Consider the following 19,788-nt stretch of genomic DNA (forward strand, 5'->3'; position numbering starts at 1 on the left):
CAAAGCTTCATATGTTCCAAAAAAGCGTCAGCAATAGGTGCATTCATTACTCATTATGCATTTTGAATTTTTGTTACGACACGTCCAGCTAATTTTTCAGCTGCTAATGGTAAAGCAATTTTGAAAATCGGATTCAATGCAACGCCTGCAATGCCGCCCGCTTTCAATTCTAAATTCATCGTCATATTTGTTGTAGTTGCTGAAACAGGTGTTGCTTCAAAATAACCAGCACCTGTAAATTTATCGCTAAGACCTTGCAAAACAAAACCAATTTTTGAAGGTTCTTCCCAATCGGTAATATCAATTTGCACTTCGACCGTTTTCGTCATTCCTGCAACTGTTCCAGAAAACGTCCAAGTCGATTGTTTATCATTTAGCATCGTATGTTTACGATATCCTGGTACGAGAGAAGCCCAATTTTCGATATTAGATACGAATTGCCATACTTTTTCATTTGGAGCTGTAATATTCGTTTTGTACGTTGTTGTTGCCATTGTCCGTCACTACTTTCTTCTAATTAAATATTTTATGAGCGAATTTGTCCTGTTCCTTCAATCCAAACTTTCGTTGAAGTAAGTGCAGGTAACCCCATTGGGCCACGAGCATGTAGTTTTTGTGTGCTTATGCCGATTTCTGCTCCATAACCAAATTCAAAACCGTCTGTAAAACGCGTTGAAGCATTGTGATAAACTGCTGCAGCGTCTACCATACGTTGGAAGCGCGTTGCACGTTCTTTATGCGGTGTAATAATCGCTTCAGAATGTTTCGTCCCATACGTATTAATATGACGAATTGCTTCGTCTAGGGTTGCCACTATTTTGACAGATAGTTCTGCTTCTAAATATTCTGTGCCCCAGTCTTCTTCTGTCGCTTTTAAAATACGATCGGGTGCTACTGCAGAAACCAGTTCATCTCCGTGAATCGTAATATTTTTAGCTAATAAAAATTCCATCAATGTATGTCCATAATGCGTGAACCAATCTTTATGAATAAGTAAGCTCTCCGCTGCGTTACAAACGGAAGGTCTTTGTAATTTTGCATTTTCAACAATACGCTCAACCATTGATAACTCAGCATCTTCGTCAATATAAATATGACAGTTTCCAGCGCCAGTTTCAAGTACGGGCACACTTGCTTCACGAATAACCATCTCGATGAACTTTTTGCCACCTCTAGGAATTAAAACGTCTAAATATTCTGTTAAGTGGAACAAATCACTCGCTGTTTCACGGCTCGTATCTTCAATTAATTGAATGGCATCAATGGGTAAAGTAGACTGTTCTAATGCACGATGAATCGAATTAACAATCGCTATATTAGAATGTTTTGCTGAAGAGGATCCTCTTAATATAACCGCATTTCCCGTTTTGAGTGCCAACGTTGCTGCATCAACTGTGACGTTCGGTCTTGCTTCATAAATCATCGCAATGACGCCAAGTGGTACGCGTCGCTTTTCAATATGAAGACCATTTTCTTTATCGATCGTCTCCAACACTTCTCCAACAGGATCTTCTAATTCAATCAATTGTAAAATGCTATCGTGCATCGCTTCGATACGTTCAGCCGTTAATAAAATACGATCTAATACGGACTGACTCAATCCAACTTGTGCCCCTAATGTCATATCTTCATTATTTGCATCAATAATTTCGACCGTATCTCGTTTCAATTGTTCTGCAATAAGTCTCAGTGCATTATTTTTTTCCTCTGATGTTTTTTCATTCATCATATAACTTGCTTGTTTTGCGAGTGCCCCTTTTTCGTGTACTTCTGACATAGTTTACATCCTCCCTGTTGAAACAAAACGATCACGATGAATGACAACGACCATATTTCGATCAATTTCATCAGAACGTTTGCCCATTACTTTTTTTAATGTAGTTGAATCATACAATACTTCTCCGCGACCGATACATTGACGCTCTTTATATACTTCCACAACATCGCCTGTTGAAAACTCACCTTGTACGATATATACACCTGCTGGCAATAAACTTTTTCCTTTATGCAATAACGCTTCACTTGCCCCTTCATCGATGTAAATACGCCCCGCTACTGCTGAAAAAAGCGAAATCCATTGTTTTTTACTCGGTACGACCATCGCATGTTCTTTTTCAATATACGTGCCGTCTCCGCTACCGCTTAAAACCGCTAACAGTTTACGTTCACCTTCTCCTCGTCCGATAAAGACCGGTACACCAAGATCGAAAGCCGTTTTGGCTGCTAACAATTTAGATTGCATCCCACCGGTTCCAACTTTTGAACCTTCCGCCGTTGCAAAACCTAACATTTCATCCGTAATTTCCGTTAAATGGTCAAAGTGTACAGCATTTGGATTCCGTTTCGGATTATCTGAATACAAACCATTAATATCCGTTAATATAATCAGTTGATCTGCATGGACGAGCCCGCTCACTAGTGCGGACAACATGTCATTATCACCAAATGTCAGCTCTTGAACAGATACGGTATCATTTTCATTAATAATAGGTAAAATCCCACGTTCTAGTAATTCTTCAAACGTTTCGTATGCATTTTGGTAGCGATCTTTTTTCGAAAAATCGGTTCTCGTTAATAAAATTTGTGCGGTCGTAATACGATGTTCCGCAAATATTTCTGTATATTTTTGCACGAGTAAACTTTGTCCGACAGCAGCTGCTGCTTGTTTCCCTTTCAACGTCACAGGACGCGACGGATAACCTAGCTTTTTGAATCCACAAGCAACTGCTCCCGAAGAAACTAAAATAACTTCATGACCACTTTTTTGAAGCATCGCAATCGCACTCAAATGGTCTTTTACTTTCTCGTCATCGATTTCTCCTTGTTCATTCGTTAAGCTACTACTGCCAATTTTCACGACGATTCTTTTTTGTTCCATATTGCTCACTCCATTAAAATAACCCTTTTCATCCAATAATTTAAGGACGAAAAGGGTTCATTCGCGGTACCACCTTAGTTGAACGTATTTTACTATACGTTCCGCTCTTCTCATAACGCTTGAGTCTGCGCCTATGTTTGCATAGGAGCTAGAAAGTAGGTTCAATAAATTGCCACGTCGTTCTCTTTCAGCCGATGGAGAACGTTCTCTATCCGTACATACTTTATTTACTAGTCAATCTTACGCTTATGTTTATATTTATATATATGATGCGAAAAAAAAGTTCATATGTCAAGGCTCTCACACAAATTCAATCGAATATTTATTCAATAATATGAAAATTCCTTCATTTTTCTTACGGTAAAAAAAGACGGTTTTGTTTCCGAAGTAAGGAAATCGCTATTACTCCGAAAAAAAGTGCGGCTAAGCCGAAATAAGCAGCAGATTTCCCAGTAAACGTGTAATTATTAAAGCCTACCATCATTAATACAACACCAAGTACAATTAAAATGATTGCAGGTAATCGTTGTTTCAATATGGAGTAGTGTTTTTTTTGAAACAATATTGTGACGTGCAAAGCGATAAAACCAGCAATCATTCCAATAAAGAATGGCCATATAATCATAATGCACACCTCCATTAGTACGTTTACTTCTTTTTTTCCTGCAACCTTTCATTTTTCATCTGTTACTTTCGGCTAAAATACGATTTCTACTTTCCTGTATCTTTTAGCCTTTCTCATCTTCTTCATAAATTTCTCCAAAATACATATCTTCAAAATCGGTAAATTCATCGCTCTCATCGTGTGCAATTGACGCATTTTGTGCTGCGATAAATGTTTGTGGATCCACATACGGTGAAGTTTGTTGCGTAGCAGTAGCCGAATTTACTGTCGGTGCAGATGGCATAACGCTCGGTACAGTCGGCTGCTCGATTGGTCGTTGTACAGACGGTTTGCTTACTTCACGTTCTATTTCGGCATGATGTACTCTTCTTTTTTCTTCAATGATTGGTACACTTTTTTCTACGATCGGTTGTGCCACTTCAAAAACGGCTAACTCTTCTTGATTAATCGCTAAAACAGACGCTAACCAGTTTTCATAACTTTGTGGGTAGCGAAGCATTTGCTCTGCTTGTTGTTGAATCGCCGCATCTTGCATGGCATATTGTTGTAGCGCTGAAAATCCACTGTAAGCGCGTACTTTTGCTGCTAAAACTTCGTAATAACGTGCATCTTCCATCGCATTCGCCTTCGCATATACCGCTGCTAACTTCTCATAAATTTCACCATTTTGCTTTTGCTCAAATGCTTTTAAATAATGAATCGTCGCCTGCTGTACATCGCCTTGCGTCGCATAATAATCGCCAAGTTGTTCGTTTGTCAGACGTGCATTCAATCCCCCGTTTAGTACGTCTGTTAATTCATTTAACAATACTTGAACACGCTGTTGCTCCTCTTTTGAGCGTGCATTCAATTTATCGTTCCACTCGTGCTCTAAACTCGCAATCATAAATTTATTTATTTCGTTCATACTAAAACTCCTCATTCAATTTCTTTGCTTTATTATACCAAAAAGAACAGTTGATTTTGAATTTATGACTTTATAAAAAAAAGCAACTCGAATTATCGAGTTGCTCGTAAAAGAAGTTATCCTCGGTCAAAATTACCGAATACTTCTACAGATTGTGTAATGTTAATAAAAGCATGTGGGTCGACTTGCTTCGCAATTTGTTTCACTTCATTCAACTGATAACGTGTAATAACCGTCATCAAAATGTCGCGATGCTCTCCCGTATAACCGCCTTTACCTTCCATAACGGTAATCCCACGATATAGGCGAGCGAGTAACGCATCTTTCGTTTCGTCCCCTTTTGCCGTAATGATTGTCACCGTTAATTTAATATGATTCGTATGAATTAAATCAATGACTTTCCCAGTCGCATAAATGCTAACGAGCGTATTGAAAGCTGCATCCCATCCGAAAACAAAACCTGATGCCACGACAACTACTGCATTTAATGCTGAAATAATCGAGCCGAGTGGGAAACTGCTTTTTTTACTAAGAAGCATCGCAATAATATCAAAACCACCCGTTGAGCCCGATGCTTTAAAAACAATGCCAATCCCAATCCCAGCAATAACGCCACCAAACAACGCCGCTAAAATCGGTTCGTGCGTAAATTTTATTACGGGCAAAATCGTTAAACTAGCAGATAATACCGCTACGGATACGATTGTATACGTAATAAATTTTTTACCTAATTTCCAAATACCAATAACGAGTAATGGCAAGTTTAAAATAAAATTTAAAACCCCTGTATCAATCGGTGTCACGATACCAAACATCATCGCAATCCCGCTTAATCCACTACTTAAAATACTATGTGGAATTAATAAAAAATTATAAGCAGCTGCAATAATCAATGAACCGATGACAACGAGCGTTAAGTTTCGTATGTGATGCATCTCTTAATCCCCTTTAACGTCCAATTACAATTTCAACCGTTATTATAGAGCAAAATGATAGTAAATAAATGTTAAAAGTATTTTCTGAAAATTACTGTTTTTGCGCAGTGGACAACTGTTTTCTACCGATGTAAAGACCGATTAATAATGCTGGAATCGTACAAATAATCATCCCTAAAAAAGCTGTCCGCATCGAGAATCCGTATAAGTACGTTGCATAAAACGTTAAAATAGCTGTTGCAAAACTTTGTGCAAACGTTGCGTATAAACCTTGTGCGTTTGCTAAAGATACCGTCGGGACATTTTTCGTAATAAATTGCATGAAAGCATAATGTGCAAGTGCAAAAGATAAACTATGGAACAATTGGCTCACGACGAACATTTCCACATTCGGAAACAAATAAATAAGCACCCAGCGAATAGTCGAACCGGCAGCAGCAAGTGCAAACATATTCCCCGGTGTCCATTTTTTAAACAATTGATCTGCAAAAGTGAATAAAACGATTTCCAAAATAACAGATACGTTAATAATAAAACCGATATAAAATTTCGGCACGTCTAGTTGTTGTAAATATAAATAGCCATAATTGTAGTAAGCTGCATGTGCTCCTTGTAATAAAATAGCCAGCACTAGTACGGTACCGAATTTTGGAACACGAAAGACGGAGTGGAGCGAAGCTTTCTCACCAGCAGCTGCTGTTGGTTTTTCAGTCGCTATTTCGGGTGCTGTCGTCCACATCATCATCGTGAGCACGCCTAACACAGCAATCATTGCGAATAAAAAGACGTCATCTCCAAATTCACCCGATAGCATGCTTACGATGAGCACACTACATATGAAACCGATAGATCCATATGAACGTGCCTTTGCATAACGAAGTCCTTCATGTTTTGTTAATGAACTGGCCGTTGCATCTAATGCAGGCATTAACATCGGGAAAAAGAAATTAAATAAGCTCGTTATAATAAATAAAAGGACGTAGCCTTCTGCAAATAAATAACTAATCGCTAATAAAAAAGAAATCGCACTCGTCCACTGTAAAACGTGCACATCACTTTTATTTTTTTCATATATGGATACAACGTAACTGTTGAAAATCCTCTCATTAAAAGACCAAAGCTCATCATAACGCTTGCCTCTTCAATCGAGAGTCCTTTGCCATCTACTAAGTATCCTGTCCAATACGGTAGAAAAATACCCCAGCCCATGAAAAATAAAAAAAAGCGCTTGGACATCCATTTTTGACTCATCACGCACCTCAGCTCCTTTTTTTAAAATCGTATCATGAAAAAATAACGTATACTATGAGAAATCTCACATTTTGGAGGATGAACATGCAAAAATTATCGCCTACTCTTTTACAAACGTATTTAGCAAAACATAGCGAACAACTTTTCATTCCAAAAAGCTGTATTCCATATTTGGAATTACTTCAATTCGAAAAGAATGAATGGTTATTTCAAGAAGGTAAATTTACTGATCGTATTTATTTTGTATTAGAAGGAAAAGCAAAAGTGTATATGACTCAACAAAACGGCAAAATTTCATTATTACACTTCATTGGACCCGGTGCATTTGTCGGTGATATGGAATTGTTAGAACAACATTATTATTCAAAAGGTGTTCAAGCTTCCCACCCGCTTCTTTGCTTTTCTCTCCAAACATCACGCGTGCGTTCTTTATTGTTAAACGATTTAACTTTTTTGCAAAACCTTTGTCGCTATCTCGGTCAAAAAATCACACGCGATTCTTCTAAATTTTCTCAAAGTATTTCGTTTCCTTTAGAAAATCGCCTCGCAGAGTTTATATTGATTTCTGAGAACGATTCCGTCTATAAAGAAAAACATACAGAAGTCGCCGCTTTTCTCGGTGTTTCGTATCGTCACCTGCTGTATATGTTCGCGCAATTTTGTGAGGAAGGTATTTTATCAAAGCGAAAAAACGACTATATTATTTTAAATCACACGCGCTTGAAACAACTCGCTACGACTATTTTCTCATCTGATCCACACCGATTAACATAATCGTTCACCGCATAATTCGCTAAATGATGCATCAATATCCTTAAATATTGAATTGTCTGAAAATAGAAGTCTATGACGTGTTGTATTTATGTATAAATTAGTGCTACAATTTAGAAAATTAAAATATATTCGCAAAGGAAGTATGCCCTATGGAATTTTCACAACGTATTTTAAATACACCTTCTTCGTTCATCCGAAACATTTTAAAAGTGACAGATTCACCAAACGTTATTTCATTCGCTGGTGGACTACCAAACCCAATTTCTTTCCCAGTCGAAAAATTACGTGAATCTGTCAACCGGGCCATCGATGAAAACGGTACAAAATTATTCCAATATTCTACGACAAGCGGATATGCACCTCTTCGTCAATATATTGCGGATAAATATAATCGTCAGTACGATTTAGACATTACGGCTGACGATATTATTATTACGACAGGCTCACAACAAGCGCTCACATTGTTAGGGCAAGTACTCGTGAATGAGGGCGATGGCATCATCATTGAAGAACCGGGCTATTTAGGTGCTATTCAAGCGTTCATGCTAGCACAACCTACGTTCTACCCTGTTACACTTGAACAAGACGGTTTAAACATTCAAGAACTTAAACAAGCGTGTGAAAAACCGAATGCGAAATTTATTTATACAGTGCCTAATTTTCAAAATCCAACAGGCTTAACGTACACGCAAGAAAAACGCGACGCGGTTTATGACGTACTTAAAAATTATCCAGACATCGTGTTAATCGAAGACGACCCGTACGGTGAACTTCGATTTGAAGGTACATCTCTTTCTTACATTGGTGGCAAACGTCTTCCGAACAGTGTTATTTTAGGCTCTTTCTCAAAAACGGTCGCACCGGGTATGCGAATGGGCTTTATTATTTCTAAAAATAAAGAACTAATGAACCACGTCGAAACAGCGAAACAAGCTGCCGACTTACACACGAATATTTTCTCACAATACGTGCTATACGATTATTTAACACATAACGAATACGGCGAACATGTGGCAAAAATTATTGCACTTTATAAAGAGCAATCAACAGCCATGCTACAAGCACTTGAGAAATATATGCCTCCAACAATTACGTGGACAAAACCCGAAGGCGGTATGTTCGTTTGGATGACGTTACCCGCAGGCACATCTGCACTTGATTTATTTTCAGAAGCAATGAAAGCAGACGTCGCTTTCGTTCCTGGTGATCCTTTCTATACAGGCAAACAAAACGTGCCAACACTTCGTTTGAATTACACTTCTTCTACACCTGAAGTAATTGAAGAAGGCGTTAAACGCTTAGCATCTATTTTCAATAAATAAAAAAGACAAGGTGAATTACTCACCTTGTCTTTTTTGTGCCTGCCAATGCGTTGCAATCGCTTGAAAGTACGTACGTGGATGTGGCACCATTTGTCGCATCGTCAAATATGCTTCATGGTCATCTAGCCAATTCCAAATCGTAATTGATGGACAGATTCCTTCAATCAATTGATAAAAATCTGAAATCCGACAGTACACGATTTTTTCAACTTCTTCTATTTGTAACGTAAAGGCTGTCTCTCGTGGAACAGCTGCAGTAAAACATCTTGCCCACTCTCTATCTTGTATCGTGTCACTTAAAATAACATTCGGAAAAGTACCCATCGATTCATATGCTTCGATTCGCAAAAATAAGCCGAGCTCTTCCTCAACTTCTCGTAAGCCGTCTAATATCGTTTCATGTGCCATTAAATGACCCGCTGCGGTAATATCATACAGGGATGCATAGTCTTTTTTCTCTGAACTACGCAGTTGCAATAAAACGACCGCTTCGCCGTCAACAATCGATGTGAGCCAACAATGAAATGTTTCGTGCCAATAGCCTTTCTCGTGTGCCACCGCCCGTGTCATTTCCCCAATTACATGCCCATTTTCATCAAACTGTTTTAATCTTTCCAATGCACATCGCTCCTAGTTTTCAGCAAATTCAAATGTTACTTTGCCATTTTCAATGCGTAACTTCGCATTAAATGGATTCCCTTTTTTCGACTTAAACCCTTTTAATAGTGCGGTTTCGCCTTTTGTCGCAATATCTTTCACTTGATTCGGTGAAATTCTCTTTTGCGCAATCACTTTTGATATCGTAAATTTACAGCCCTTTTGATAATTCGTACAGCCATAAAAGGACTTATGCTCGATTAAACTGCCTTCTTGGCATTGCGGGCATGTGACGATTGGCTCTTTTGACGCAACAGGCACAGCGGCTGCTTTCGCCGCTGTTAAATCAATCGCTTGAACCATTTGTGGGGTAATCGTGATGAGGTGGGTTAAAAACTTCTCAATATTTCTGACAAACGCTTCTTGCGTGCCATTTCCTTCGCCAATTTTCCTTAAATAGCTTTCCCATTTAGCAGTCATCACCGGGCTCGCTAAAAGCGACCCTTCGATTACTTGGCATAAAATACGTCCTTTTTCAGTTAACGAAACGATATTTTTTCGTACTTCTATATAATCATGTCGCTTAATCGTTTCGATAATCCCTGCTCGCGTTGCTTCTGTTCCGATTCCTTCTACTTCTTTTAAAATATCACTTTCCACTTCATCTTCTACGAGCTTCCCACACGTTTTCATCATTTGAATTAATTGGCCTTCTGTATAAGGTTTCGGTGGTTTCGTTTCGCCTTCATGAATATGAATAAGTGCTTGTACAGCCTCATCTTTCACAACAGCAGGTAGCGTTTCATCCGTTTCTTCTTTTTTCGTTGGCCAAAGTGATTTAAATCCACGTACTTTTTCGACTTTCCCAACCGTATAAAATAGGACATCACGCACATTCGTCTCAATCGTCGTCTCTTCATATTCATAATCATTATGAAACATCGCTAACGTCGTACGCATCACTTCCACGTAGATTCGTTTTTCAACATCCGATAACTTCGATACTTTCGCGAGCGTTGGAACCGTCTTTGTTGGAATGATGGCATAGTGTTCCTCGACTTTAGAAGAATCGACGTATCGCTTAGATGGCGCTAAGCTCTTCGGTTCAAATGCTACTTTCATTAATTGTTGAAACTTCGGTAATCCTTGTTTTAAATAGTCAAATTCTGCTTGCGTAATAAATTGACAATCCGATCTCGGATAACTGACGAGTTTTTTCTCATACAATTTTTGAACTGTTTCAAGTACTAACTTCGGACTATATTTCCATAAGCGGTTCGCCTTTTGTTGAAGTGTTGACAAGGAATGCAGCTTCGGTGGCAATTGACGTTTCATTTTTTTCGTCACTTTTTGAATATGTCCATCAATCGCTTCATTCTCTCGTATTTGTGCACGTTCTAGAATTTTTTCTACTTCTACCCGTTTCGCTTCTTTTACTTTTGCTTTTCCTTTATATGACCCTTTTGTCGCTTCAAAGGTACCTTCGATTTCAAAAAAAGGTTTCGGTTCAAACTGTTCGATTTCGCGCATTCTTTCATAAATCATATAAACGGTTGGTGATTGCACGCGCCCAACGGAAATCACTTCATTCAGCCCCACTTGTTTCAAAAGCAGTGTATACAAGCGACTCGCATTCATTCCTACGAGCCAATCACTAATTTGACGTGTTTCTGCTTCTTTGAACATCCGTAAATCTTTGTCGTTATTTTGCAATTTTTGAAACCCTTTTCGAATTTCATCCACTTCGAGCGAGTTAATCCACAACCGTTGAATCGGTTTATTTTTAATTTTTGCTTGTCTTAAAATCGAATAAAAAATATTCGAACCTTCTCGATCGACATCACACGCATTAATTAAACAATCGGCTGCTTTCAATAGTTTTTTACTTCTTGAAACTGCTCCCATTTTCCTTTTGCGACTTTATATTCAAATTGCTGTGGAATCATCGGAAGAACGTCTAATTTCCATCTTTTCCAAGCCGTATCGTATTCTGCTGGCGCTTTTAATTCTACGAGATGTCCGACACCCCACGTAATCGTTGCCCCTTCTTTAAAAATCTCGTTCGGTGCGAGTTTTATAAAATGTTTCGTTTTTTTCAAAATAGGAAACGCCTCTGCATATGCTTTCGCTTGAGAAGGCTTTTCTGCCAAAATAACCGTATTCATTTCTTTGCCCCTCGATTCTATGCTTAATTCTTTCTATATTCCGATCTATTTATACTCTTTTTATTTTATCATTGGAAATAACTTTACAAAAGACGGAATTGTTTAGTATGTTTATTTATACTCACAAAGGAGAGGAGCAACAACGATGAACAAAGAACAATTAATGACAGAAGCAAGAAGTGTGCTTACGAATACATATAGCCCTTATTCACAATTCCCTGTCGCGGCAGCATTATTATTAAAAGACGGGACGGTAATTAAAGGGGTCAATGTAGAAAACGTATCGTTTGGGGCAACGAACTGTGCAGAGCGTACAGCAATTTTCACTGCCATTACAAATGGCTATAAAAAAGGGGATTTTGAAGCGATTGCCGTCGCAGGTGATACGGATGACTTTTTACCACCGTGTAGCATTTGCCGCCAAGTAATGGCTGAATTTTTCGAACCTTCTATGCCTGTATACTTAACGAATAAAGCGGGTGACATTAAAGAACTTGCTTTAAAACAATTGCTTCCTTTCGCTTTTACAGAACTTGATATGTAATACACAAAAAAACACGTCTAGAGGCTTTGCCTTTAAACGTGTTTTTTGCATTTATTTTTTATTTTTCTTCTTCGTATATACTTTCAATAGGCCATACCAAAGTCCAATAAATAATACGAGCCCTACAATCGTCGGTCCAAAAACGACTTTACCGACAATGACATAACTTAACACGAGCATTAGCACAAGCCATGCTAATGCAAAGAAAACGATAAATTGCCATGGTATTTTCACGTTATTTCAATTCTCCTTCTAATAAGCTATACACAGCGTGATCGACAAAATGATCATACAACCATTCTGAATCACGTGCGATGCCCTCTTCTTTAAACCCTAAACGCTCAGGAATGTGGCGACTCGCATGATTTTCGACTGCTGCGCGAATTTCGATACGATGCAAATGACGCTTTTCAAATAAATATGTAAGTAGCGCATGTGTACATGTCGTCATAATACCTTTCCCTTGAAACGATTCACTTAGCCAGTAGCCGATTGACGTCGCTTTATTTTGTTCTTGAATCATATGCGTACCGACTGTCCCCGCAAATTGATTATCGTAAAAAATGGCGAAGTTTAATACGCCAAACACATCAAATTGTTTTTTCGTAAACGCGATGAATTGTTCAGAATCATCGACGGTTTTCGTCCCGTCTACCCAAGGAAGCCACTGTCTTAAATACGCTCTATTCATATGAACCGCTTCAAATAATGCCTCTGCATGTGTTTCATTCAATTGAATCATTTTTAAATGTTCATTAATCGTCCATTCCATTTAAAACACCCCATCTTTCAACGTTTATGCAAATAAAAAACCACCCGCTAACAAAGCGAGAACAATGACAATCATCGGTTGCACTTTCCATATTTCCATCATAACATAACTGGCCATACAGAAACCGATTGTCCAAAAAAGACCGATTCCTTCGTAAGAAGAAGAAAAAAATTGCCACGTTAATTGGAGCATTAAAATCGTAACTGCTGGTAATACGAATGCCGTTAATCGCTGAACCCTCGTATGATGTTTATATTTCATAATTATGCTTACGAGTAAAAACATCATGAGCATCGTCGGACCAATAGCACCAATAACTGCCACGGTTGCACCGATTATTCCTGCTTGTTCATAACCGACGTATGCTGCCATTTTCGTTGCAATGGGACCTGGGAGTGCGTTGCCCAGAGCTAAACTTTCCGAAAAGTGTTGGTCACTCATCCATTCGTACTTTTCTACGACATCATGGTGAATAATCGGAATAATCGCTGGTCCTCCTCCGAAGCCAATTAAATTACTATACGCGAATACGAGAAATAGTTGCCAATAAATCATTGAACATTATCCCCCTTTTTCACAGGTAGTAGTAGCGCAAGTAACAACAGAACACTAATAATAATGCCTGGATGTACGTGGAAAAGGAAAAGTGCTATCCCACTCGCGCTTAATAAAATGACTAACGTTGAAACAGACAATTTTTTCTTTGATTTTTTAAAAAAATCGAGCATCATAACGAACATCATGACGGTCACAACAGGCAATACCCCTTTTGTCATACCTTGAACAAAATCAAATTTCGTATATTTATTTAACGTCGTTAATAAGAAAATCATTAAAAAAGCACTCGGTAATACCGTCGCAACCGTTGCGCTAATAAGTCCAAAAACGCCCCCAACACGATAACCAATATACCCGCCCATCTTCGTTGCTATCGGACCCGGAAGCGTGTTCGCAAGAGAAAGTCCCGTTGTGAATTCTTCTTCCGTTACTAATTTTTTACGTTCTACTACTTCTTTTTGTAAAAATGGAATAATGGCAGGTCCTCCTCCGAAAGCAAAAAAACCTGCTTTAAAAATACTTAAAAAGAGTTGCCATTGCTTTTTCTGGTCCATCGACTACCTCCTTCACAATTTCATTTAGTGTACCATATTCATCGCCTATTATTACGCATCCATTCAAAGGAGCCTACACGTCGGAAACATCAATTGTGACAATCTATTTACTTTCTATTCCTCGCACTATAAATAAATGATTTTTTCCTATATAATACGTTTAATATTACTTTTTACGGAGGACTTTATGTCTAAAAAATTAAAAAGACCGATGCACGCACCACCGACTCAAGAAACCGTTACAGAAGAGCTAATACGAATCTCTCACTTACTAGCTGATCAACGCGCTCAAACGAATCACATTTTGCAACAAGCACTCGAATCCCACACTGGAATGTATGAGCAACTAAAAACGGAGCAACAATTTGGTGAACGAGCGACCGATCAAAAAATGACGGAAGCGGTACTTCACGTATTGAAAACGACACAACAATAAAAAGCATGCGATGAATGCATTTTCATTCATCGCATGCTTTTTTAATGAACAAAACTAACGAATAACAACTGCGTGCTTCATCGCATTGTAAGCTTTTTCAAAAGCGTATCCATTAATCCAATACGTACCTGCATCAGACGATGGGTCCGCCACTTTATATTCACCAATCGTTGAATCATAACCGACTAATAATACGATGTGAAGATTATCCACCGCTTCTTCTACGCCAGGTGTTCCAAAATCCCATTCACCCATTACAGGTGCTTCAAAGTCTTTTGTTACATACGCAATAACCGGATTACCTAAAATCAGTTCACGTTGTAAATCTTGTACGCTTGCATCTACTAATGCTTCGACCGTTTGTGCATAATGCTCTTTCGCAAATGCAGCTAATGGTGCTGGGTAAATTGTTTGGTAGAAACCTTTCGCTTCTTCAAATGGTGTTCCAACAAAACCTTCATTCGGATTACGATCTGCTTGAGGCATTTTTTCTAACAGTTGTTCCAATGAATCTTCTGTATATCCTTTGTACTGTAAGCCCATTAATAATGCTGTTCCTTCGCAACCGAATGGTGCATGGAACGGTTCGTATTGGTTGATTGCTGTTACGTTTAATTCCACATGCTTCGCTGATTCTACTTGCGGTAAGACGCTTTCATCTAAAATATAACCATTTCCGTAAGGTGTTTCTACTTCGAACCAATAGTTTTCACCGAGATGTTTTTTCTGAACGACTGTCACGACCGTTGCGATTGGTAAAATCGTTGTAACGGTTGCTTTCGTATCCATTAACGTAAATAATTTCGTATCATCTGTAAATGTTACAAACGGTTCGCGTTTTTCTACTTTTTTTGCTTGGTTAACGACGATTGCTGTTGCACCTGCTACAGCTCCTAGTGCTAAACCTACTTTTAATGCTTTTTTCATCGTTCTCTTCCTCTCACATTTAAGCTTTACTTTATTATACAAATTTCCAATTCAACTTGTCACGCTACAGCCTATGGTAATTCCACATTTGCATGCATCGCTTCTTTTGCTTCGTCCCAACGAACGACATACCCTTTTCCGTGCGAACAAAAAATGGAATTGGACGTGAATGCCGCATCTGCATTGCGATCATACCGAATGTGATCGACTACTTCTACTGTATTATGACATCGTTCATATCCAGAAAAGACCATACTTAAGCGTCCTTTTCCGCCTGTGTACGCTGCAAACTGCGTCGGATACGTCATAAATGTAGCGACTGGCACGGTTCCTTGTAGCGTTACAAAATCACCATCAATTTGCGGTGGTAACACCGTTGCGTGTGCTAGTTGTAAATCGGTCATCATCTTTCCTAGATCCGTAAGCTTCGACTTCATTTCGAATGTATAAACAGGCTCTAATAAAATGACGTCCAATTGTTCAAGCGCTTGTCGAACAGCTCGCTTCGTCGCTTCTTGGAAATCGCCGCCTTCTGTATGTTTTACATGATTTTTTCCTGTTACGAGCGTATAGCGTATGTCCGTCACGGTACTTCCTGTCAAAATACCTCGCATATTATGCTCGGTCAACTGTTTTTCAATAATATGTTGTTGTCCCGTCGTTAAATCATTCGCATGACACGCATTCCGAAACTCAATACCTCGATTACGTGGAAGCGGTTCTAGTAGCAGATGTACTTCTGCATAATGCTTTAACGGTTCAAAATGACCGTAACCTTTCCCGCTCGTCTGAATCGATTCTTTATAAATAATCGTCGGTTGTTCAAACTGCACATCCCGATCGAATCGTTCTTTTAAGACGACTTGCAACACTTCTAGTTGAATAGTGCCCATAATATGCAAATGAATTTCTTGAAGTGCTTCGTCCCATATGACTTGTAGAGACGGATCTTCTGCTTCTAACATTCTAAAAATCGGCATTTGATCTTTTACAATCAGTGACTCATCAAAAAGAACTTTTGACTGTAATGCCGGAACTAGTTGATAAACTTGTTCTTCCGACGCCTCACCTAGCACCATCCCGACTTTTGCATTTTTCAGTCCGAGTACCGCAACACTTTGTCCTGCATGTGCTTCTTGAATTTGACTGAGCTTGCCTCCACTTTGAATAAAGAGCTGTCCTACTTTCATTTCTAGACCATCTAACACAAAAGCTGTTCGAGCTTTCAACATGCCACTATGTATTTTTAAAAAAGCGATTCGTTGACCTTGCTCATTATGACGAACTTTGTATACGGTTGCTGAAAAAGCTCTATCATCCGTATAGTTTGTTCGTGTCAAACGATCAAAATCACGTAAAAAAATGTCGATTCCCTCATCTTGAAGTGCCGAGCCAAAATGCACGGGCGTTACTGTTTCTTCATCGATCATTTTAGCTAGCGCGTCGAACCAAATCGAAGCATCGTAGCCTTCGTCAAAATAACGTGTCATTAATCCCTCATCTTCATTAGCAAGCTGTTCGATGAGTTTTTCAGACATCTGTGTACCGTCCCATTCATTCGTCAATACGACTGCTGTTGTTTGGAACGTCTTTTGAATCGCTCGGACTGCTCTTTCTAAATCCGCACCTTCTCGGTCCATTTTATTAATAAAAATAAACGTAGGTACATGACGCGCTCGCAATAAATGCCAAACCGTTTCTGTATGTCCTTCTATCCCATCTACGGCATCGATGAGCAACACCGCATAATCAAGTGCTTGAATCGAACGCTCCATTTCTGGAGAAAAATCGACATGTCCAGGCGTATCAATGAGCGTGTATTGATGTTCATTATGTTCGAATGTTGCTTGTTCGGCATAAATCGTAATGCCCCTTTGACGCTCAATCGCATCGTTGTCTAAATGGGCATCTTGATGATCGACGCGTCCTCTTTCTTTAATCGCTTGCCCGTAATACAAAATTTGTTCTGAAAAAGTCGTTTTCCCTGTATCAACATGGGCAAATATTCCAAACGTTTTATACAATGAATCGCCCTCCTTTCTTTTTAAATGGGTTCAACTTATTACTTATACCCGTTCTACCTACTTCAATATCATGCCAATCAAAAGACTTGTAATATTTCTTATTCATTTTTACACTACAAAAAAAGAGAAGGAGTGAGCAATTTGAAAATGGGTGACACATTTACTTGGAAGCGTACATTTAGTCGCGGTGACGTACTCGCTTTTAGCAATATTACACAAGATTTCGGGTCTCTACACACGATTCCCAACCAAGAAGGTCACGTACGTGTACACAGCCTTTTAATCGCAAGTATCGCCACAAAAATGGGTGGCGAACTAAACTTTTTTTCGAAAAGTTTAGAACATACATTTATGCAACCCGTTTATACGGGCGAAACGATTCAATGCACGATGACAATTGATGACGTCCAATCGTTTGAAAATGAGACATCTATTGAAATGTCTCTCGCATTTCATAATGAATTCGGTGAACTCGTTGCAACCGGTCACGGAACGGGGGATATCCCGAAAAATATTTCTTGATTATTATTTTAATCCGAGAAATACTTTCAAATCTTCCATACGGAGCGTCGCTTCATGCAAGCCAGCACGATAGTTTGCGCGCATTTTAAACACATCTTTCTCCATTCCTTCCATACTATACGGAGGTCTGAAAATAAATGCTTTCCCTTCGGCTTCTAATCGTTCGCATTGTTGTACAGTTTCATTATAGCGATCTACACGTTTCAGCATAACGTCGACTAATTTTGGAAACTTACGGCGTAACGTTTGCATCGCTGCTTTCGTTTGAGAGTCCATATGCTTCACATAGCCTTTTGGTCTCGTCAATACAATCACATGGCGGTCGTATCCAGCATTAATCGCATGCTGCACAGGAATCGGATCTGCTAATCCCCCATCATAGTACGGAACACCGTTTATTTTAATTTCAGGAAATAGTACAGGAATCGCACACGTTGCCTTCAATAATTGACATTCGCGGTCCATTTGTCGAACGTCCATAAATTCTACTTCACCGGTTTGCGCATTTGTCACACCCGCAAAAGCTTGTCCTTCATAGTTTTGGAACATATCCCAATCGAATAAATCTAACTCATTCGGAATAACGTTCCAACCAAAATCTAAGCCGAACAATGAACGTTCTGTAAAATAGTTTTGAATGCCGATATATCGTTTGTCATGACGGTATTGCGTAAACACACGCATCGTTCTTTCAGGTTGCTTGGAAATATACGAACATAAGTTAATCGCACCAGCTGAAATGCCGAGTATATATGGCATCATAATGTCTTCTTTTAACATCGCATCTAAAATACCACTCGTATAAATCGTTCGAAATGTGCCACCTTCTAAAATCAAACTAGTCTTTTCCACCTTCACGCACTTCCTTCTTATATAAATTCTACCTTCTACGTCTTTTATTTTATCACTGCTTTGTGCCGAACACGAATATCATTTCATATTTTGGACGATAAAAATAGACCGCACTCTACACGAGATACGATCCATTTATAGGTAGACATATGTGGTTTATAAACAGGAAGACGTTAATGAATGATTCCGTCCACTTTCTACCCAATCGTATGGTGTCTCTTGGTAAACATAATAATTCAACCAATTTGAAAACAATAAATGTGTATGAGAACGCCACGTATTATAAGGTTTTTCCGAAGGATTATCGTTCGGGAAATAATATTTAGGCACTTTCGGATTTAACCCTTTCGCAACATCACGCGCATATTCTTCTCCTAACGTGTCTGCATCATATTCTAAATGCCCTGTCACCATAATATGGCGTTCATCTTTCGATAACACTAAAAAGACACCCGCTTCCTCAGACGAAGCGAGTAGCTCTAATTGTGGGTGATTTTGTACTTCTTCGATGGATACCGTCGTATTACGAGAATGGGGCGCTGGAAAAACGTCATTAAATCCGCGTATTAATTCGACCGTACTATCGACAACTTTATGTTGAAAGACGCCTGAGCATTTTTCCGGTAATGCTAATTTGCCAATACCGTACAAATGAAATAGAGCTGCTTGTGCACCCCAACAAATATGAAGTGTCGACGTCACATTCGTTTGTGCCCAGTCTAGAATTTGTTGATGTTCTGCCCAAAAATCTACTTCTTGGAAATCAAATAATTCGATTGGCGCACCTGTTATAATCATTCCATCAAAACGATCGTCTTTAATTTCTTGAAATGTCGTATAAAATGTTTCTAAGTGAGATTTCGAAACATTTTTAGATTCGTGCGTCGCGGTATTCAAAAATGTCACGTTTACTTGAAGTGGCGTGTTCCCTAACAGTCGAAGTAGTTGAAGCTCCGTTTTTTCTTTTTCCGGCATTAAATTAAAAATCAAAATATTTAATGGACGAATATTTTGACTTTTAGAACGCTCTTCTTCCATCACAAAGATCTTTTCTTTTTTCAAATGTTCTGTCGCTGGCAAATATTGTGGAATATTAATTGGCATACTACGAACCCCCCCTAAAATATATAAAAGCCTCTTAAACT

Annotated in this window: 23 protein-coding genes; 5 read left to right on the plus strand and 18 right to left on the minus strand. The window is 38.8% G+C overall.

The features are described 5' to 3' along the window. Window positions 1-53: 53 nt before the first annotated feature. The 7 genes from KSHG_RS01175 to KSHG_RS15825 form a co-directional block, all read right to left on the minus strand. Window positions 54-494, minus strand: a complete 441-nt coding sequence (locus tag KSHG_RS01175; RefSeq protein WP_010300644.1) for a CoxG family protein — start codon at window positions 492-494, stop codon at window positions 54-56. Window positions 495-526: 32 nt separating this feature from the next. Further along, window positions 527-1,777 carry a glutamate-5-semialdehyde dehydrogenase gene (locus KSHG_RS01180; RefSeq protein ID WP_010300647.1) on the minus strand — a complete coding sequence of 417 codons (1,251 nt, stop codon included), beginning with the start codon at window positions 1,775-1,777 and terminating at the stop codon, window positions 527-529. A 3-nt stretch (window positions 1,778-1,780) separates the two neighbouring features. Continuing rightward, window positions 1,781-2,878, minus strand: a complete 1,098-nt coding sequence (gene proB, locus KSHG_RS01185) for a glutamate 5-kinase (RefSeq protein WP_010300649.1) — start codon at window positions 2,876-2,878, stop codon at window positions 1,781-1,783. Between the two features lie 355 nt (window positions 2,879-3,233). Then, window positions 3,234-3,503 (minus strand): hypothetical protein, encoded by a 270-nt coding sequence (locus KSHG_RS01190; protein ID WP_010300653.1) that lies wholly within the window; start codon window positions 3,501-3,503, stop codon window positions 3,234-3,236. 103 nt (window positions 3,504-3,606) lie between these two features. Then, a complete protein-coding gene (locus KSHG_RS01195) occupies window positions 3,607-4,410 on the minus strand; it encodes a hypothetical protein (RefSeq protein WP_010300655.1) in 804 nt (267 codons plus the stop codon). A gap of 116 nt (window positions 4,411-4,526) precedes the next feature. Further along, complete coding sequence (locus KSHG_RS01200) at window positions 4,527-5,345, minus strand: YitT family protein (protein WP_010300657.1); 819 nt, start codon at window positions 5,343-5,345, stop codon at window positions 4,527-4,529. 91 nt (window positions 5,346-5,436) lie between these two features. Next, window positions 5,437-6,396, minus strand: coding sequence for an MFS transporter (locus tag KSHG_RS15825; protein ID WP_052309315.1), 960 nt, complete (start codon window positions 6,394-6,396; stop codon window positions 5,437-5,439). Window positions 6,397-6,680: 284 nt separating this feature from the next. Here KSHG_RS15825 and yeiL point away from each other — a divergent pair, with 284 nt between their 5' ends. Both yeiL and KSHG_RS01215 read left to right on the plus strand, forming a co-directional pair. Then, window positions 6,681-7,370, plus strand: coding sequence for a transcriptional regulator YeiL (yeiL, locus tag KSHG_RS01210; protein WP_010300659.1), 690 nt, complete (start codon window positions 6,681-6,683; stop codon window positions 7,368-7,370). A 149-nt stretch (window positions 7,371-7,519) separates the two neighbouring features. After that, window positions 7,520-8,692: an aminotransferase-like domain-containing protein gene (locus KSHG_RS01215; protein WP_010300662.1), complete on the plus strand. Its 1,173-nt coding sequence runs from the start codon at window positions 7,520-7,522 to the stop codon at window positions 8,690-8,692. Between the two features lie 15 nt (window positions 8,693-8,707). Here KSHG_RS01215 and KSHG_RS15830 read toward each other — a convergent pair whose 3' ends face one another. The 3 genes from KSHG_RS15830 to KSHG_RS19060 are packed head-to-tail and all read right to left on the minus strand — an operon-like array spanning window position 8,708 to window position 11,454. Next, window positions 8,708-9,310 carry an NUDIX hydrolase gene (locus KSHG_RS15830; protein WP_010300664.1) on the minus strand — a complete coding sequence of 201 codons (603 nt, stop codon included), beginning with the start codon at window positions 9,308-9,310 and terminating at the stop codon, window positions 8,708-8,710. A gap of 12 nt (window positions 9,311-9,322) precedes the next feature. Next, window positions 9,323-11,164, minus strand: coding sequence for a type IA DNA topoisomerase (locus tag KSHG_RS15835; protein WP_328285311.1), 1,842 nt, complete (start codon window positions 11,162-11,164; stop codon window positions 9,323-9,325). Next, window positions 11,161-11,454 (minus strand): hypothetical protein, encoded by a 294-nt coding sequence (locus KSHG_RS19060; RefSeq protein ID WP_315970495.1) that lies wholly within the window; start codon window positions 11,452-11,454, stop codon window positions 11,161-11,163. Before KSHG_RS19060 ends, KSHG_RS15835 begins: the two co-directional genes overlap by 4 nt. Before the next feature lie 145 nt (window positions 11,455-11,599). On the opposite strand from KSHG_RS19060, the gene cdd reads away from it, so the two are divergent. Continuing rightward, complete coding sequence (gene cdd, locus KSHG_RS01230; RefSeq protein WP_010300666.1) at window positions 11,600-11,998, plus strand: cytidine deaminase; 399 nt, start codon at window positions 11,600-11,602, stop codon at window positions 11,996-11,998. A 51-nt stretch (window positions 11,999-12,049) separates the two neighbouring features. On the opposite strand, the gene KSHG_RS01235 is transcribed toward cdd, so the two are convergent. From KSHG_RS01235 to KSHG_RS01250, 4 genes are read right to left on the minus strand one after another with little or no spacing between them, the layout of a single operon-like run. Beyond that, the gene (locus KSHG_RS01235; protein ID WP_010300668.1) at window positions 12,050-12,232 is read right to left on the minus strand and encodes a hypothetical protein; all 183 of its coding nucleotides are present in this window, start codon (window positions 12,230-12,232) and stop codon (window positions 12,050-12,052) included. Window position 12,233: 1 nt separating this feature from the next. Next, on the minus strand, window positions 12,234-12,770 hold the full coding sequence (locus KSHG_RS01240; protein WP_010300671.1) for a GNAT family N-acetyltransferase: 537 nt from the start codon (window positions 12,768-12,770) through the stop codon (window positions 12,234-12,236). 24 nt (window positions 12,771-12,794) lie between these two features. Further along, window positions 12,795-13,325, minus strand: coding sequence for a chromate transporter (locus KSHG_RS01245; RefSeq protein ID WP_010300673.1), 531 nt, complete (start codon window positions 13,323-13,325; stop codon window positions 12,795-12,797). After that, complete coding sequence (locus KSHG_RS01250) at window positions 13,322-13,882, minus strand: chromate transporter (protein WP_010300675.1); 561 nt, start codon at window positions 13,880-13,882, stop codon at window positions 13,322-13,324. The genes KSHG_RS01245 and KSHG_RS01250 overlap by 4 nt, the downstream gene beginning before the upstream one ends. A 187-nt stretch (window positions 13,883-14,069) precedes the next feature. Here KSHG_RS01250 and KSHG_RS01255 point away from each other — a divergent pair, with 187 nt between their 5' ends. After that, window positions 14,070-14,318, plus strand: coding sequence for a hypothetical protein (locus KSHG_RS01255; RefSeq protein ID WP_010300677.1), 249 nt, complete (start codon window positions 14,070-14,072; stop codon window positions 14,316-14,318). A gap of 54 nt (window positions 14,319-14,372) precedes the next feature. Here KSHG_RS01255 and KSHG_RS01260 read toward each other — a convergent pair whose 3' ends face one another. Both KSHG_RS01260 and KSHG_RS01265 read right to left on the minus strand, forming a co-directional pair. Next, on the minus strand, window positions 14,373-15,245 hold the full coding sequence (locus KSHG_RS01260) for a C39 family peptidase (protein WP_010300680.1): 873 nt from the start codon (window positions 15,243-15,245) through the stop codon (window positions 14,373-14,375). A gap of 71 nt (window positions 15,246-15,316) precedes the next feature. After that, entirely contained in the window at window positions 15,317-17,269 is a 1,953-nt protein-coding gene (locus KSHG_RS01265) for a GTP-binding protein (protein WP_010300682.1), read from the minus strand. Window positions 17,270-17,416: 147 nt separating this feature from the next. Between KSHG_RS01265 and KSHG_RS01270 the strand changes: the two genes are divergently transcribed. Beyond that, on the plus strand, window positions 17,417-17,791 hold the full coding sequence (locus KSHG_RS01270) for a hotdog family protein (RefSeq protein ID WP_010300684.1): 375 nt from the start codon (window positions 17,417-17,419) through the stop codon (window positions 17,789-17,791). 3 nt (window positions 17,792-17,794) lie between these two features. Here the strand turns inward: KSHG_RS01270 and KSHG_RS01275 are convergent, their stop codons facing one another. Together KSHG_RS01275 and metA are read right to left on the minus strand one after the other, a co-directional pair. After that, window positions 17,795-18,643, minus strand: coding sequence for a patatin-like phospholipase family protein (locus tag KSHG_RS01275; protein ID WP_042231211.1), 849 nt, complete (start codon window positions 18,641-18,643; stop codon window positions 17,795-17,797). Window positions 18,644-18,799: 156 nt separating this feature from the next. Further along, window positions 18,800-19,747, minus strand: coding sequence for a homoserine O-acetyltransferase MetA (gene metA / locus KSHG_RS01280; protein WP_010300688.1), 948 nt, complete (start codon window positions 19,745-19,747; stop codon window positions 18,800-18,802). Window positions 19,748-19,788: the final 41 nt, after the last annotated feature.

This window comes from Kurthia senegalensis (assembly GCF_000285595.1).
Classification (GTDB): Bacteria; Bacillota; Bacilli; order Bacillales_A; family Planococcaceae; genus Kurthia; species Kurthia senegalensis.

Coding starts and splice junctions, on each gene's coding strand:
- KSHG_RS01175 (WP_010300644.1), bottom strand. CDS start 494: ATGGCAACAACAACGTACAAAACGAATATTACAGCTCCAAATGAAAAA.
- KSHG_RS01180 (WP_010300647.1), bottom strand. CDS start 1,777: ATGTCAGAAGTACACGAAAAAGGGGCACTCGCAAAACAAGCAAGTTAT.
- proB (WP_010300649.1), bottom strand. CDS start 2,878: ATGGAACAAAAAAGAATCGTCGTGAAAATTGGCAGTAGTAGCTTAACG.
- KSHG_RS01190 (WP_010300653.1), bottom strand. CDS start 3,503: ATGATTATATGGCCATTCTTTATTGGAATGATTGCTGGTTTTATCGCT.
- KSHG_RS01195 (WP_010300655.1), bottom strand. CDS start 4,410: ATGAACGAAATAAATAAATTTATGATTGCGAGTTTAGAGCACGAGTGG.
- KSHG_RS01200 (WP_010300657.1), bottom strand. CDS start 5,345: ATGCATCACATACGAAACTTAACGCTCGTTGTCATCGGTTCATTGATT.
- yeiL (WP_010300659.1), top strand. CDS start 6,681: ATGCAAAAATTATCGCCTACTCTTTTACAAACGTATTTAGCAAAACAT.
- KSHG_RS01215 (WP_010300662.1), top strand. CDS start 7,520: ATGGAATTTTCACAACGTATTTTAAATACACCTTCTTCGTTCATCCGA.
- KSHG_RS19060 (WP_315970495.1), bottom strand. CDS start 11,454: ATGAATACGGTTATTTTGGCAGAAAAGCCTTCTCAAGCGAAAGCATAT.
- cdd (WP_010300666.1), top strand. CDS start 11,600: ATGAACAAAGAACAATTAATGACAGAAGCAAGAAGTGTGCTTACGAAT.
- KSHG_RS01240 (WP_010300671.1), bottom strand. CDS start 12,770: ATGGAATGGACGATTAATGAACATTTAAAAATGATTCAATTGAATGAA.
- KSHG_RS01245 (WP_010300673.1), bottom strand. CDS start 13,325: ATGATTTATTGGCAACTATTTCTCGTATTCGCGTATAGTAATTTAATT.
- KSHG_RS01250 (WP_010300675.1), bottom strand. CDS start 13,882: ATGGACCAGAAAAAGCAATGGCAACTCTTTTTAAGTATTTTTAAAGCA.
- KSHG_RS01255 (WP_010300677.1), top strand. CDS start 14,070: ATGTCTAAAAAATTAAAAAGACCGATGCACGCACCACCGACTCAAGAA.
- KSHG_RS01260 (WP_010300680.1), bottom strand. CDS start 15,245: ATGAAAAAAGCATTAAAAGTAGGTTTAGCACTAGGAGCTGTAGCAGGT.
- KSHG_RS01270 (WP_010300684.1), top strand. CDS start 17,417: ATGGGTGACACATTTACTTGGAAGCGTACATTTAGTCGCGGTGACGTA.
- metA (WP_010300688.1), bottom strand. CDS start 19,747: ATGCCAATTAATATTCCACAATATTTGCCAGCGACAGAACATTTGAAA.